Source organism: Candidatus Epulonipiscium viviparus (genome assembly GCF_030708075.1).
Lineage (GTDB): Bacteria > Bacillota > Clostridia > Lachnospirales > Cellulosilyticaceae > Epulonipiscioides > Epulonipiscioides viviparus.
The window spans coordinates 119406-135840 of record NZ_CP117982.1; the positions used below are offsets into that span (position 1 = coordinate 119406).

A 16435-nucleotide genomic window follows, 5' to 3' on the forward strand; every position below is an offset into this window, starting at 1 on the left:
TTGGTTTATCATTTACACCCACCGACTAGATAAAATTTATAACAAATAAGGAGAATAGCGATGAGTAAAAAAATAACAACAATGGCCATTGCAGCCCTTGTTTTTAGCGGCCTACTGAATGGAGCACAAACAATAGCGGCAACCAGAGCATCCGACCCCAGTTTTACCTATCATGTAGAGAGTAATCAGCTCGAAGTTTACGGATTAGAAGAAAATAGTATTAAAGCTATTGAAATTACATTTGATCAAAATATTACACTAGACCAAGCGTATTTTGAGGACACGCTAAATGATGGCTCGCATTATATAATTAGTAAAAATAAAATATTTGTAATAGCACCAACAAAAGACAGTTTTTTGTCCTCAACATTTTATATTGATTTAGGAATTGCGGAAGCGACATTAAATGGTATTATAGATGAAGTGGAATATATATACAATGACAAGACAGAAGTAAAAGAGCAACCATCGTACGACATAGACGATTATATAGATGGTGGTGGTGGAGGAGATACATACTGGGAAAATGTATATGTGTACGAAGCGGAAGAGCGTGGTGGCGTTGCCGAAGGAGAAATAGAAATAGAAATTTACGATGAATACGCTTCTAATGAGATAATCTACTTTGACATAGACGATAATTACATAGAGAGTGCAGTGGATTCGATTATTAAAGAATCTAAAAAAGAAGATGCGACTCCAAAGCTAAAAATTTCGCTTGAAACGTCATATGGTATTGAGGGATTTGATATTAGCCTAGATGCAGATAAATTAGAAGATTTGGTAGATGAAGGAAACGCCGAATTGGAGATTTCGACAGAAGTGGGCACCTTAGAGTTTGACGAGGAAGCATTAGAAGACTTAATAGACCAAGCGAATGGAAATGATATAAGCTTTAGAATTATTCCGACAGAAGGTACAACTAGTCGTCAACAAAGAACAATTGATGACAACGACGCATATAAGATTGAAGTCTATAAGAGAAATGATTTAATAGAAAGACTTGATGGTGAAATCGCTGTTAGTCTTCCGTTTGATTTAGGAAGAAATATGGATCCAGATGACGTTGTCGTGTGTCAAGTATTTGATGATGGCGACGTTAAAATTATGGATACAGTATATTCTACAGCAGCAGATGAAGCGAGATTTGATACAGATACACTGGGAGTCTATATGATTGCAGACATAGACTATGTAGAAGATTTGGACGATGACGATGATGATGATGATGATGATGACGATGACGATGGCGGCTCATCAGGCGGTGGCTCATCAGGTGGCGGCTCATCAGGTGGCGGCTCATCAGGCGGTGGCTCATCAGGCGGTGGCTCATCAGGCGGCGGCTCATCAGGGGCGGCTCATCAGGCGGCGGCTCATCAGCGGCGGCTCATCAGGCGGCGGCTCATCAGGCGGTGGCTCATCAGGTGGCGGCTCATCAGGCGGCGGTTCATCAAGTGGCAGCTCATCCAGTGGCAGCTCATCCAGCAGTGGTTCATCAAGTAACCAAAACAAAGAACCGATCAACTATCCGCTAATAAATCCATTTATAGATATGGTAAATCCAGCAGAATGGTTCTATAAAGATGTTTTGGATCTGTATATTGCAGGGCATATAACAGGAATGACATATAATACATTCGAGCCTCATAGTACAGCAACAAGGGCGCAGTTGGCAACGATTTTGTATAGTGTTGCAGGTAAGCCTAATGTATTAACAGCAAATGGATACTCAGATGTTATGTACTCTGATTGGTTTGTTAAGTTTGTAACTTGGACAGCAGAAAACAATTTATTTAACAGCTATGGCGACAATACATTTAGGCCGAATGCACCTTTAACGCGAGAAGAATTGGTATTTGCGATATACAATTATTCTATGTATGTCGGGATAGCACCTATAGGAGCATCTAGCGTATATGCCTTTAACGACGGGGCGACGGTTTCTAGATGGGCAGTTCCAGCATGCGAGTGGGCAATAGCAAACGGCATCCTAGCTGGTAAAGATGGTAATAGACTGGATCCAAAAGGTACAGCAACACGTGCAGAAATTTGTGCAATTATCAATAGATTTTTAACAATATACAATATAGATTAAACATATCGAGAGGGTGGAATAATCCCTCCTTTTTTATTTTTAGAAAAATCGTATAGTTGCACTCGATAACCAAGGTCTGCATATAATAAAGGAAGTGACACAATAAAAGGAGCTTATTACTAGAATGAAAACTATAATTATAATGACATCACAAGCAGACAGGTTAATAAAAGCTATGAACCAAACAAATAAATTGGGAAAATGGAAATCAACCCCTAATTATATAGCATATAGCTATCCAGATGAGGAACAAATTTCGGTATTAGAAATAATAACGATGGTTATATATGATTTTTTACATCTAGAAATTTTGATGCGATTTGCAAAAACATATCTTAGCAGGCGATCAGATCTAATAATGGAATACAAGAAGGAAATCTTTGAAATATTTATGAAGGGTAATTATCTAAAAAATGAAGAAGGGTTTTCGATGATATCATATCATTTGTTGTATACACCGTTATGCGATTTTTTAAAAAGCAACGATAGAATCAACTTGGATGGATGGATGATTTTTAGAGTACATAAGTATAAAGTTATTTTGGAAGATATTATGCTACAAACTATATATGATTATGAGACCGGTTTAAATTATATAGATTTCATGAAATATTTCAAGAATTTTAAACAAACCCAACCTGCAGTAGTAGATATTTTGCATGTTTATTGTAAAAAAGATAAAGAAATTGTTTTATTAGATGAAAAACACGAAGACAAGACCAAGCATTATTTAGAAAAGTATTGTGACGGAGTAGATTTTGTGTATGCGAAAATAGAGGATCAAATTATGCACATACTGATGCATTTATGCCCTACGGAGATTGTACTGCATAGAAATAAAAACTATAGCAATAAAAATTTTATAATTACATTACAAAAAATCTTTGAAGAATCCCTAACATTATGCTGTGGATGTGAGACTTGCAATCCTTGACACGCGATAATGGAATGAATATAATGACAAAAGATTATTAAATAGAAGGGATAACAAAATTATGTTTGAGAACAAAGTTATTTACCAAATTTATCCGAAAAGCTTTAATGATACTACCGGAAATGGTTACGGAGATATTAATGGCATCATTGAAAAGTTAGATTATATACAAGATTTGGGAGTTGATTATATATGGCTTTCTCCCTGCTGTATGTCTCCGCAAAAAGATAATGGATATGATATTTCTGACTATGTAACTATCGATCCACTTTTTGGAACTAACGAAGACTATCAAAGATTGATCACACAAGCAAAGGCACGTGGAATGAAAATTATGATGGATTTGGTTTTAAACCATACTTCTAGCGAGCACGAGTGGTTTAAGAAGGCATTGCAAAAAGATCCTAAGTATTATGATTATTATATTTGGCAAGATGCGCCTAATGCTATTGAATCCTTTTTTGGTGGATCTGCTTGGACATATAGTAAAGAGGTAGGCAAGTATTATTTGCATTTGTTTGATAGTTCGCAACCAGATTTAAATTGGGCTAATCCGGCGGTTAGAAAAGATATTTATGATATGATTAATTATTGGATCGACAAAGGCGTGGAAGGCTTTAGACTAGACGTAATTTATTTGATTGGAAAAGAGCCTGATAAGCTGATTACGGGGCATGGACCCAAGTTTATAGAATATTTAAAAGAGCTTAATGAAAACACATTCCAAGACAAGTTGCTAACAGTGGGGGAATGCTGGGGGACATCGCTAGAAGAACAATATAAAATGTGCCATGATAAAGGATTGTCAGAGGCGTTTCATTTTAACCATTTTTTGCTAAATACTGCAGATGGAAAAGACAAATGGCATACTAAAGAGCTCGATCTAAAAGAGCTTTGTGACTGTTTTGATACATGGCAAAACGAATATACTGGAGTCGAAGCATTAGTAACTGGTAGTCATGATGCGCCAAGAATGATATCGCGTTGGCTAAATGATACTCAATACCGCATGCAAAGTTCCAAGTTGCTCATTACGTTGTTTGGGTTGATGGCAGGAGATTTGTATATTTACCAAGGTGAAGAAATTGGTATGACAAACGCGCATTGGCATGATATCAATAAATATAATGATGTTGAAACACTCAATGCTTACGAACTTTTAAAGGAGCAAGGATTTGATGAGAAAACAATAATGGAAAAAATTGCATTTACCTCAAGGGATAATGCGCGCGTTCCTATGCAGTGGAATGACACATCAAATGCTGGCTTTACAACCGGAAATCCTTGGTTGGATGTGGTAGATAATTATACGCATGTAAATGCACTACGAGATTTGACCAATGAGCTTGGAGTATATAAGTATTATCAGAAGGTGATCAAGTTTAGAAAAGAGCATTATGATTGGATTAAGCAAAAAGCGAAGTTTTCAGAAGATAACGGTGTGCTAAAAATGGAAAAGCCAAAATTTACTCTTGTTGCTAATTTTACTGATCAGAAACAGGCTCATGATCTTGGTAGCACTGGAGACGTGTTATTTAATAATTATAGCAAAGTGGAAAAACAGCTTATGCCATATCAGGTTGTTGTAGTATGTAATAAATAGACAAAAAAAGTCCCCTCTAAAATTTAGGGGGGATCGTAAAATAACTTAATTAAATTAAAACTTCATTTTTCTTTTTGTAGATTTGAAGTTTTTCAACTCGGTTTCCTTTAATATTTTTTATCTCAAATGTTATACCATTGTAGTTAACTTTCACAAGATCTTTAGGTATTTCGCCCAATAAGTGAATTACAAATCCACTAACAGTATCATAATGTTCACATTCTAAATCGATATTCAGCCTTTTGTTAATATCGTCTAAATGAGCTAGCCCATCCACTAAGTATGAACCATCGTCTTGCAACGTAATAGCTGTGTCCTCACTATCATCATCTTGAATATCTCCTATTATTTCTAACATTATATCATTAAGAGTTACAATACCAGAAACATCCCCGTATTCATCACAAATAATTGCCATATGTTTTTTCTCAGCCTGCATTTCTTTTAAAAGTTTCTTTATGTTTTTTGCTTCTGGAACAATATATGGTTTGTCAAGAACGTCTTCTAATATTACTGCCTTCAATTCTCTTTGACATTTGTAAAGATGACCTAAAAATGTTTGAACATGTAGCACCCCGATAACTTTGTGGACATCCCCTTCGTATACTGGCAGTCGAGCAAAAGATGTTTCCAAAACAAAATCTATAATCTCATCAATATCTTTGGATATATCGATGGCCACGATTTCGGGTCTTGGTGTCATAACTTCATTTGCATTTTTGCCATGAAAATCCAAAATCCCCTCTATCATTTCTTTTGAAGTTACATCTATAATTCCCTCTTTACTGCCTTCATCTATTAACCGTAGAATGGATTCTTCAGATACTGATTTTTTTTCCTGTCTACGAAATAAACTTCCCCAAAAAGTAAACCTTTTGACCTGCGGTTGCCCTTCCAAATAAATTCCCCCTCGATTTGAACAAAATTAAAATATGACTTTATTATACACTATTTACATAAAAATTGCAAGTTTTAACGAATCATTTCTAAACTTGCGTCTTCGCTTTTGTGACTTTCAATAATCTGTTCTATCTCTATTTTGTTTAATGACTGCAAATCGCCAGGTATTGTATTCTTGACTGATGCGGTTGCGTTGCCAAACTCTAGAGCTGCTTTAGCATCCATATTATATTTCAATAACCCATATAGTACTCCCGAAATATAGGCGTCCCCACTACCTATTCTGTCTACAACATCTATATGATGATATGGTTTTTCTTCATAAAAATCATCATTTTCTTTTTTGTAAATAATAGAAGTAAAAGAATGTAGTTTGGGACTGTGTACGAGTCTATTTGTTGCTGCTACTATACTTATATCATATTCGTTAGCAAAGCTACGCAAGATGTCTTTTGTATCACCTTCTTTGTTAAATGTGAGTCTTGCGGTACTATCAGAGCAAAAGAAAATATCCACTAACGGTAATATTTGGTTAATACATTCGCGGGCTTGATCACCACTCCAGAGGTTGCTTCTAAAGTTTACATCAAATGAGATCAGTGCTCCTGCGTCTTTAAATTTCTTCATCATTTCTATAGCGCATTGTTTGGTGTTATGGCATAAAGCGAGCGTGATGCCTGTTGTGTGAAAGCATTTTGTTTGGGTATACATATCTGCTGGAAATTCGGATGCAACAATTTTTTGGATAGAGCTGTGTGCTCGATCATAGCAGATACGAGGTTTTCTAGGATATGCTCCATTTTCATAAAAGTATATACCAAGACGCGCATCTTTTGAGGTATCAAATAGCAGATAATCGTCACTTACCCCAACAAATCGTATTCCATTTTTAGCATATTCACCGATATCGTTTGCCGGTACTTTTGAAATGACACCAGTTCTAAGACCCAACTGAGCCACTCCACTAAGAACATTGAGCTCAGCGCCGCCTACGTTTTTTTCAAGCGAATTGCCTCGAGTAAGTCGTTCGTTCATAGGTGGTGATAGGCGTAACATTATTTCTCCAAGTGATAGTAAATCAAATTTATTCATAATCTTCTCCTTTTGTTATAATGATACATTCTATTATGGATAGTTATGAACTGTTAGTCAACTGGTAAAGTTTTGTACATAAATTTTGTTTTGATTATCACAAATAATTTTGCGTGTGATGCCAGAAAAATCAGTAATAAGCGTAATTTCTCTTTTAAGCAATGATTGGATATGCTTTAGAGTTTCAGTTGTGTACAATAAGTCTAATTCTCGTCCATCAAAAATGTGTAATATAGTAAACATATTATTATTATATTCGACTATCTCCATTTCGGGAACACTATTTTTACCAATATGATTAATTAATGTAGTTTGTATTTTTGTGAATTCATTTGAAGATGTTTTTACAGTTGAAACTGCATCCTTATTGGTATATGAAAACAAGTTCATTTCTGTGCATAATTTTTCAGTGAGATAATTTCGGATGAATGAACTGTCATTGTTAAATTCACGCACGGCCAGCATTTTTGCGATATCATTTTTTTCATAAATATCAGTCCAAATTTTAAAACCTATATAATATGGATTTAACGTACCTTTCGTGGGTGAAATTACAGTATTATGTAGTGAAATAAATTCAAAATATTTATCTGCTGGCAAATTAAGTTCGTTTAAAATTTTGTAATGCCAAAAACTAGCCCACCCTTCATTGATAATTTTAGTTTCTATTTGTGGTTGAAAATACCTATTTTGTTGCGCTACGATTTGTATTATATCAGATTGCCAACCCGTGGTATTCTGTGCAATAAAGTCTAGCAGAGAGCCCTGCGCGCAATAGCTTTTAATGGAATGTGCTGCAGTCAAAATATCTTCCACTGCAGCTTCTCCAAATTCTCTGATATATTCTCGTATGCGCTGAGAGTGATATTTAAACATGGTAATAGCGTCTTTGGAACCTTGATTTTCTGTAAAAAATACATTGTTCTTAAAGAAGTCGTTGTGGGCAAATACATGGGCAATAATAAGTATCTGAGTAAGCTGAGAATTAGTTTTTAATAAATACGCAATACAGGGATTGTTGTTTATAACAACTTCAAAAGAAGTTTTGGTAGATTTTAATCTATCAAACAATTTACCAAAGCTCCAATGTGGATAGTGATTGATAAAACCTGCATATGTCATATATCCTATCATATCAGATTTATTAACAAATTCAAATTCTTGGGGATAAAAGGACAATCCGTATTGCTGTTCTAGTGCTTCTATTTGGTTGCTATAATCCATTAATGTCATCATGTACCTCGCAATCAACTACTTTTTTAAAAACTTCGAAGATGTCAGATTTTTTGAAAATTTTGAGTGCCAAAAAATTATTGCTAGTTATATGAGCATTATACTCGTTTAAAATTACACTGGAATAATTGTTAGTTTTGATCTCGATATAGCCAAATAGATTTGAACATAAGCAAAGTTCGTTTGCTAAACTAACAGCTAAATTGTTATCATCAGTCCAGTTATCACCGTCACTGCAGTGAAAGGTATATACGTTCCAAAGACGAGGATCGTATCGTTCTTTTATGATCTCTAAAGCTTTTGTGTATCCAGAGCTGATGTATGTACCGCCACTTTCACCTTTGTGAAAAAAGTCATTTTCTGTAACTTCTTTAGCGATAGTGCTATGGGCAATAAATATCATCTCCACTTTGGCGTATCGAATTTTGATAAATTGGTACAAAAGAAAATAAAAGCTTTTAGCCATATCCTTTTTTGTTGTTCCCATAGAACCTGAGGTATCCATAATGCACACGATAACAGCATTTGAATGATTGATTTGCTTTTTGGCAAGAGATTGATATCTAATATCTTGATTAATAAACCGACCATTCTTATTGCGTATAATTTTTTCTTGAAGAGTTCTTTTTTTCGCAAACCGAGGATATATACCAGTTTTTTTGATGCCTGATCTTTTTTGAGTGCTAAAATATTCCAGATTTTTGAATTTCTTTTCATATAAGTTGGGCAATTCTAGCTGTTCAAACAGCAAAGCGAGAGCATCGTCTAACACGATTTCGCTTTCATAAATATCTAGGCCCGCCTCATTGCTAGCTTCCATTTCAAAGTCACATTTTTCATTTACCACTTCATCGCCATCGCCAATAGCAACGTATTCTGTAGAAGATCCAAATTTAAATCTATATTCCGGAAGCTCTTGTATTCTAACTTTAACAATATTGCCCGCCGCTGTTTCTGTAATACTTTCGCCTACAATTAGCATATCAATATTTTCTCTGATGCTTTTCTCAACCAATTTTCTATGCCTCTTTGCGTCGCAGATGGGAGTGTATGATACATGGTCCGAAAAATCTCTAAATATAGCCATTGTTTTAACCTCGATGAATGAAATAGGCCAGATAGTCCAATGTATCTTTGGCACATGTGGAGCAATATCCAGCTTCTATCAATTTGGCGATCATATCATCATACTTTTGGCGATCCGAGCCGGCGTTAGAATTCTCGGCAGTGACAACTCGAGTAAGCTGTTTTAATGAAGTAACAAGCTTTGTTTCGATAGCTTTTTTGAGAGGTGGATAGCAAGTATATTCTATTAAATTTCCCAAGTTAGCTTGAGTGCGCACATAGGCGGCCACATCTTGGCGAAAGCCTTTTGCAGCACTAGCAGAGATATTTAACTGCATTTCGATCTCAGTCATAAATTCTTCGGCTGTTTCGTCTATTTCATCTGAGGCAACTGCGATATCTACATAGCGATCAAATATAGCCTGGGCTTGTTCTGTGTAACTATATATAAAATTTGTGACCACATCTTCTTCCAATGATTTTTGATAATCTTTTTTCACATAGACCTCCAAAAATTCGATATATTGCTTTTTAACATTTTCAGGTAAAATCATATCTTTGATCTCATTTTCTAATACTGCCATAAAATGAGGTGGAGTTAAGCATTTCCCGCAACTAGCAAAGGCTTTTCCAAATGTTTTCATTATAAACCTAACAGAGATGCCTTTCATCCCTTCGTGTGCTACTTTAGAAATATCAACACCTGCCTCTTCGGAATTATAAATTTTAAGCTTGGTAAATAAATCAACATTATCCGAAGGAAGTAGTCTCGTTAAAATTGCAAATTGAGCAGCAACGCGAAGCGTGTGAGGTGCAATGTGTACCCCAAAATTGGTTTGTTCCAAAAATTTTTTATAAATTTTAATTTCGTCATCCAATATTAGACAATAAGGCACTTCTATTTTCACAATTCTATCCAAAATCGCTTCATTGGTCGGATCTGCTTTAAATTTATTCCATTCTGCTTCATTAGAGTGTGCTAATATGATTCCGTCAAAGTATAACATTTCTCCGCGAGAGGGAGATGGAATCAATTTTTCTTGAGTTGCAGTGAGCATTGTATATAAATACTCCACATCATTCTTAAAGACCTCTATAAATTCTATAATCCCTCTGTTTGCTGCATGAAAAGCACCGTTTAGAGAAAAAACTCGAGGGTCATCTTCTGGGTATAAATCCATTTTAGAAATATCCACAGAGCCAATCAAGATGGAGGTATCCTGATTATTAGAGTCTACAGGAGGTACCACACCAATGCCTAAACGCTTGGATACGCTAAATTTGCTAGAAGTAATTGGAAAATTTTCGTATTTACCATTAAACTCGTGAATCAATCTATATTTACACTTAGGGCAAAGATCGCCTTGTATCTTGAGACCCAAAGCATCTTCGAAATGTTTTCTAATTTGTTTTGGTATCAAATGTAATGGTTCTTCGTGCATAGGGCAACCATCCAAATGATATATAGCAGGGCTGTTTTCTAGCAATTGTTTGATCGAATCTATTAAAGAAGATTTTCCGGCGCCAACAGGACCTACTAAATATAAAATTTGTCTTGCTTCTTCGCCACCATTCGCTGCAGCAAAGAAGTAATTTTTAATGCTAGTTAAAGTGTTCTCCATTCCAAAAAAGTTGTTTTCAAAAGTATTTAGTATCAGTTGAGCATAGAGTCGTTGATGTGCAAGTTTGTATATTGTCGGATCTTTATCTAAAATATATAAGTATTCCAAGAAAGTTATATTTAAAGATTTATCAGTTTGAATTCGTGTGTCTTCTATCAATTTAAAAAAATCCATCGAAGTACCTCCGTTTTTTCTATCATTTCAAATATATAAAATTTTTGTTTAATCTATGCATATAATCAAAATATATTTAAGCTTTAGCAATAAAACGATTCAAAGCAAGCTTCTTTTGAACAAATCTCTTTATCGATGGTGAGTATCTTTAGCAGTATCAACAAACTTAGTATATTTTCCGAGCCAAGTAAGCTCAACAGTTCCTGTAGGGCCATTACGTTGCTTGGCAATAATAACTTCGCCTATATTTTTTTTATCTGTTTCTGGATTATAATACTCATCCCTATATAAAAACATAACAACGTCTGCATCTTGCTCGATGGCACCCGATTCTCTAAGATCTGATAGCATAGGTCGATGATCGGCACGAGATTCACAGGCCCGCGAAAGTTGCGACAAAGCAATTACCGGAGCATTCATCTCACGTGCGAGAGCCTTTAGTGATCTGGAAATTTCTGAAATCTCTTGCTGTCGAGACTCAGATCTAGGATTTCCACTCATAAGTTGTAGATAATCGATCATAATTAAATCTAAGCCTTTTTCCATCTTAAGCCTACGACATTTAGCTCTCATATCCATAACCGAAATCCCTGCAGTATCGTCGATAAAAACATCCGCTCCGGTAATTTTAGGAATGGCATGCGCTAAGGCATCAAAATCGGCAGTATTTAATTGTCCGGTTCGTATTTTTTGAGCATCCACGTGCGCCTCGCTACAAAGCATTCTATTTACGAGTTGATCTTTTGCCATTTCCAAGCTAAATATAGCTACTTTTTTATGATTTACAATAGCGGCAGCCTGAATTATGTTTAATGCAAAAGCAGTTTTTCCCATAGAAGGTCTTGCGGCTACCAAAATTAAATCTGAAGGTTGTAATCCAGAAGTCTTATAGTCTATGTCCGTAAAGCCTGTGGGTATTCCAGTAATTTGCCCTCCCGCTCTATTTGCTTGTTCGATTTTATTTATGGTTGTGACGATAATTTCATTGACATGTAAAAAATCATCAGTTTGTTTATTTAAGAGTGCATTAGATAATTCTGCTTCTGCGTAAGCCATAATATCAGAAATAGGCTCTTCAGCTGAATAACTTTTGTTACTAATATTAGCAGAAGCATTAATGAGACGGCGTAAATTAGATTTATCTGCAACTATGTTAGAATATTCTTTGATATGAGCTGAAGTTGGAGTAACAGCAGTCAGATTAGCAAGATAATCAAGTCCTCCAATTTGTTCGAATTGACCACGTTCTATCAATTTTTCTTTAAGCGTTATAATATCTATAGGAGTATTTTTTGCGTATAGTTCGAGAGTTGCGGCGAAAATTTCTTTATGAGTAGGGCGATAAAAATCATCTGCTGATAAAATTTGTGATGCAATAGAAATTGCATCGCCAGAATCACCGTCCATAATAATTGAGCCTAAAACAGATTGCTCTGCGTCGATACTGTGTGGTGGAATGCGCATGTTTTCCAAAATAATTTTCCTGCCTTTCGATGTAAACATTTATTTTTATTAAGTATTGACTATTTTTGTGTAATTTAAACTTGCAAAAGGAAATAACATGATCGCAAAAGTGGTTTACATTTGAGTGGTAATTTGGTATAATGAGGTAAAATATTTTTAAAATTCTATAAGAAAGATATAATAGGTGAACGACATGATAGTAATAGAAAATTTATGTAAAGTATATGATAACAAATTTGAAGTTTTAAAAGGAATAAATTTATCTATAAAAGAGGGCGAATTAATCTGCCTTCTAGGCACCAGTGGATGCGGAAAGTCTAGTCTATTAAATATTATTTCTGGACTGCTGCAACCATCTGATGGAGATATTAAATTTTATGGAAAATCTATCCTCAATACACATCCGAAAGATAGAAATATAGCCTTAGTATTTCAAAATTATGCTCTATACCCACACATGACAGTATTAGAAAATATTATGTTTCCTTTAAGAGTTGGTAAAAATAAAGTTTCCGAAGAAGAAGCAAGAAAATGTGCACATGAATATATGGAAATTACAAATATAGAAGCATTAGAACATAAGCGTCCGGCAAAGTTATCTGGTGGACAACAACAAAGAGTGGCAATAGCAGCTGCCTTGATTCAAAAACCTAAAATTTTATTGTTAGACGAGCCTTTAAATAATTTAGATGCAAAACTGCGAATAAAAATAAGAGAAGAAATTAGAAGTTTAGTAAAAAATATGAATATCACAACTATATTTGTAACACACGATCAAGAAGAAGCGCTCTCAATTAGCGATCGAATTGCATTGATGGAAAATGGAACTATTGCTCAATTTGATGATCCGCAAAATTTATATTTAGAACCAGAAAGCTTATTTGTTGCAAAATTTATGGGCAACCCACCAATAAACTTATTTATAATGAGAAAGCAAGGATCAGAATTGATTACACCAGATTTTAACATCTCTATAGATAAATTGATACCCGAAAAATTTCGACGTAAATTAGAAGAAGAAGATTATTTGATAGGGATTCGTCCAGAATATTTTTTGTTAAATGAAGACGAAATATTTAGCGCAACGATAATGCTTAAGGAACTGGTGGGAAGAGACTGTGTTTTAACGTTTAAAATAAATAAACAAGTTGCTAAAATAATAGTTAATACAAATACAAAATTAACAGAAGGAGATAGAATATTAATTGGAATAGATTATAAAAATATTTATATATTCACGATTGATGGGATAAGGGTGTATTAATGAAAAAAATAGACAAAGAAAAACAAAGAAATTCATTGAAAGCTTGGTTATTTTTGGCACCAGCTTTAATTATTATCACAATATTTAATATATTTCCATTATTACGGACGATAGAAATTTCATTTCAAAAGGGTTCGCTCACACATCCAAAATTTAATGGAATTCAAAATTATATTACAGTATTAACAGATGATAAGTTTCATAAAGCAGTCTGGAACACGTCGGTATACTCATTTATTGTGGTGCCGGTGGGCATAATTATTGCTTTATTAATTGCTGTTATGCTATATGAAAAAGTAAAAATGAGGGGGTTTTTCGAAGTTATATTTTTTATTCCGTATGTTACTAGTACAGTAGCAGAAGGAGTAATTTTTCGTGTATTGCTTAATGAAGATTATGGTGTTATTAATCATTTTTTGGGGCGTATAGGCATAGGACCAATAGATTTTTTGGATAACCCGGATACTGCCTTAATGACCCTAATTATATTTGGAATATGGTCGAGTATAGCGTTTAATATAATTATATTGTTGTCTGGAATTCGAAATATAAATCAACAATATTATAAAATGGCTGATATGTATGGGGCAACTGGATATGAAAAACTATTTAATATAACTTTGCCACAACTTGTTCCGATGATAACGTTTTTGCTAACGGTCAATTGTATTAATGCCTTCAAAATATATACAGAAGTATACGCAATTTTCAATGGCAAACCGGGAATAGCAAATAGCGCAATAACTGCAGTATACTACATATATGATAAATTTTATGTAACCAATAGATATGGCGAAGGAATGGCAGCGACCGTGGTGCTATTTGTTATCATAGTGATATTTACCATAATTCAAAATTTGGTTCTAAAAAAAATTACTAAGAGGTGAGTAAATGTTAAATAAAATAACAACCTTAATTGTATACATATTTATAACTACAATGGCTCTGATTACGTTGTTTCCATTTCTATATATGATACTAACAAGTTGGATGACCTTTGAACAAATAATCGCACAGCCTATGAAAATCATCCCTGAGGAATTACACTTTTTGAATTATGTAGAAGTGTTGCAAAATTCATCATTTTTTCGATATTTTTTTAATACATTTATAACAGCGACAGTTTCTACGTTGGGTATGCTAGTTACTACAATTTTAGCGACGTTTGCATGTGTGAAATTGGATTTTTATGGTAAAAGAGTATTGATGGTTTCTATGATTGCCCTATTGATGATTCCAGATGAAATTGTAGTATTTAGTAATTATCAAACCATTGCTCAACTTGGACTCATGAATACTTACACAGGGTTGGTTCTTCCGTCGTTTGCAAGCGTTTTCTATATTTTTTACCTTAATAAATTTTTAGCGTCAATGCCGAATTCGTATTATAACACAGCCAAGATGACTGGAGTACCCGATATTAAATTTATTACCAAAGTGTTGATTCCATTAGCGCGACCAGGGATTTTTACCATAGGCTTACTAAGTTTTATAGAAGAATGGCATTCGTTTATATGGCCAATTTTAATAACCAATGATCCAGAAATGCGATTGCTATCAGATGGTCTTAGCTCGTTTGTTATACAAAGTGATCGAGACATACATCTGCAAATGGCAGCTGCAACTATTACGGTTGTACCTATTTTAATATTATACTTTATATTTAGACGCGAAATTATTAAAGGAGTAGTGGCAACAGGTTTAAAATAAAAGAAAAGGTGGTATGATATGAAAAAATTGTTATATTTGTTATTAGCAACATTTATGTTAGTGGGATGCGAAGCCTCGGAGGACGAAGAAATAGCAACGGGGCCGGTAGAAATTACATTTTGGCATGTTGTTAATGGAGAGCAAGCTGTCTTATTAAATGAACTTACGGATAGATTTATGGCAGCAAATCCCGAAATTATAGTAAAATTAGAAAGTCAGCCAGATCACAACGAGTTAAGTGCAACGATTTCGTCGACTCTAATTAGCCCAGATCATTTACCTACAATGACACAAGCGTACATAGATTGGCTCTTATACCCTATTCAAGATGGATTAGTCTTAGATATTTTGCCGTTGATAACAGATACGCCCGATAAAACAGCTTCCTACAATGATATAAATCCAGAATTTTTAACGCATCTGATGATAGATGGAGGGTTATATGGAATGCCGTTTACTAAATCTAGCGAAGTGATTTGGTATAATAAAACTATATTTGATGAACTAGGATTGACTCCACCCGATACATTTGATGAGCTTGCGACCGTATCAAAAGAGATTTATGAAAAAAAGGGCATTCCAGGAGCTGGATTTGATTCGTTATCCAATTATTTTTATAGCTACTTAAATTACCTCGGAGTTACATTTGATCCGAACGAAGATCAGATGGCAGCTTTGAACGAAATGGCGCACTACTATTTGGACGGTATTAAAGAAGGCTATTTCAGAATAGCAGGGACTGACAAATATCTATCTCAGCCTATGGGAGATCAAAAACTAGCTATGTATATTGGCTCAACTGCTGCGGGGACATTTATAGAGAAAAATGCTGCTGGGAAATTTGAGTTAGCCACAGCATCATATCCGGACGAGTATGCTATACAGCAGGGAACTGATGTTTTTATATTCACTACCGCGAGCCAGCGTGAGCAAGATGCCGCGTTGCAATATGTCAACTTTCTAGCAAGTCCAGAAATTCAGCTAGAATGGGCTATCGAAACAGGATATCTCCCAATTCGAAATAGTGTACTCAGTTCTGAAGAATATCTCAATTCCAATTCATTAATTCCAGGGTTAATCGAACATATGTTTAGTAAGCCTGTTGTTCCAAATGGCAATGCTGTTATCGCAGAAATCGAAATGGTATTAGAAACAATTTTATCGCAAGAGGATACTACTGACGCTGAAGTAGAAAAAAATTTACAAAATCTACAATATAGTCTCTCGTCTATCTGGGAATAAAAAATAAGGGATGCACCTGCGTTGGGTGGTCCCTTTT

Annotated in this window: 14 protein-coding genes; 8 read left to right on the plus strand and 6 right to left on the minus strand. The window is 34.8% G+C overall.

All coding sequences use genetic code 11. The features are described from left to right. Positions 1–60 precede the first annotated feature (60 nt). From PCY70_RS00235 to PCY70_RS00250, 4 genes are all read left to right on the plus strand, one after another. Entirely contained in the window at positions 61–1503 is a 1443-nt protein-coding gene (locus PCY70_RS00235) for a hypothetical protein (protein WP_305767982.1), read from the plus strand. Between the two features lie 235 nt (positions 1504–1738). Continuing rightward, positions 1739–2095 carry an S-layer homology domain-containing protein gene (locus PCY70_RS00240; protein WP_305768979.1) on the plus strand — a complete coding sequence of 119 codons (357 nt, stop codon included), beginning with the start codon at positions 1739–1741 and terminating at the stop codon, positions 2093–2095. A 124-nt stretch (positions 2096–2219) separates the two neighbouring features. After that, a complete protein-coding gene (ytxC, locus tag PCY70_RS00245) occupies positions 2220–3029 on the plus strand; it encodes a sporulation protein YtxC (RefSeq protein ID WP_305767983.1) in 810 nt (269 codons plus the stop codon). A gap of 61 nt (positions 3030–3090) precedes the next feature. Further along, positions 3091–4632 (plus strand): alpha-glucosidase, encoded by a 1542-nt coding sequence (locus PCY70_RS00250; protein ID WP_305767984.1) that lies wholly within the window; start codon positions 3091–3093, stop codon positions 4630–4632. A 49-nt stretch (positions 4633–4681) separates the two neighbouring features. Here the strand turns inward: PCY70_RS00250 and PCY70_RS00255 are convergent, their stop codons facing one another. The 6 genes from PCY70_RS00255 to dnaB form a co-directional block, all read right to left on the minus strand. Beyond that, complete coding sequence (locus tag PCY70_RS00255; RefSeq protein WP_010165671.1) at positions 4682–5530, minus strand: hemolysin family protein; 849 nt, start codon at positions 5528–5530, stop codon at positions 4682–4684. 74 nt (positions 5531–5604) lie between these two features. Continuing rightward, positions 5605–6624, minus strand: a complete 1020-nt coding sequence (locus PCY70_RS00260; protein ID WP_305767985.1) for a sugar kinase — start codon at positions 6622–6624, stop codon at positions 5605–5607. 57 nt (positions 6625–6681) lie between these two features. Further along, complete coding sequence (locus PCY70_RS00265) at positions 6682–7857, minus strand: SpoVR family protein (protein ID WP_305767986.1); 1176 nt, start codon at positions 7855–7857, stop codon at positions 6682–6684. Then, positions 7838–8944 (minus strand): DUF444 family protein, encoded by a 1107-nt coding sequence (locus PCY70_RS00270; RefSeq protein WP_305767987.1) that lies wholly within the window; start codon positions 8942–8944, stop codon positions 7838–7840. The genes PCY70_RS00265 and PCY70_RS00270 overlap by 20 nt, the downstream gene beginning before the upstream one ends. Positions 8945–8948: 4 nt before the next feature. Next, entirely contained in the window at positions 8949–10718 is a 1770-nt protein-coding gene (locus PCY70_RS00275; protein ID WP_305767988.1) for a serine protein kinase, read from the minus strand. A 129-nt stretch (positions 10719–10847) separates the two neighbouring features. Further along, complete coding sequence (dnaB, locus tag PCY70_RS00280) at positions 10848–12182, minus strand: replicative DNA helicase (protein ID WP_305768980.1); 1335 nt, start codon at positions 12180–12182, stop codon at positions 10848–10850. Between the two features lie 193 nt (positions 12183–12375). On the opposite strand from dnaB, the gene PCY70_RS00285 reads away from it, so the two are divergent. Genes PCY70_RS00285 through PCY70_RS00300 form a run of 4 tightly spaced genes read left to right on the plus strand, consistent with a single transcriptional unit; the run spans position 12376 to position 16398 of the window. Beyond that, positions 12376–13446 (plus strand): ABC transporter ATP-binding protein, encoded by a 1071-nt coding sequence (locus PCY70_RS00285; RefSeq protein WP_305767989.1) that lies wholly within the window; start codon positions 12376–12378, stop codon positions 13444–13446. Next, the gene (locus tag PCY70_RS00290; RefSeq protein ID WP_029487680.1) at positions 13446–14333 is read left to right on the plus strand and encodes a carbohydrate ABC transporter permease; all 888 of its coding nucleotides are present in this window, start codon (positions 13446–13448) and stop codon (positions 14331–14333) included. The genes PCY70_RS00285 and PCY70_RS00290 overlap by 1 nt, the downstream gene beginning before the upstream one ends. Before the next feature lie 4 nt (positions 14334–14337). After that, the gene (locus PCY70_RS00295; protein ID WP_305767990.1) at positions 14338–15156 is read left to right on the plus strand and encodes a carbohydrate ABC transporter permease; all 819 of its coding nucleotides are present in this window, start codon (positions 14338–14340) and stop codon (positions 15154–15156) included. 18 nt (positions 15157–15174) lie between these two features. Beyond that, positions 15175–16398, plus strand: coding sequence for an extracellular solute-binding protein (locus PCY70_RS00300; RefSeq protein ID WP_305767991.1), 1224 nt, complete (start codon positions 15175–15177; stop codon positions 16396–16398). The last annotated feature ends 37 nt before the right edge of the window (positions 16399–16435 follow it).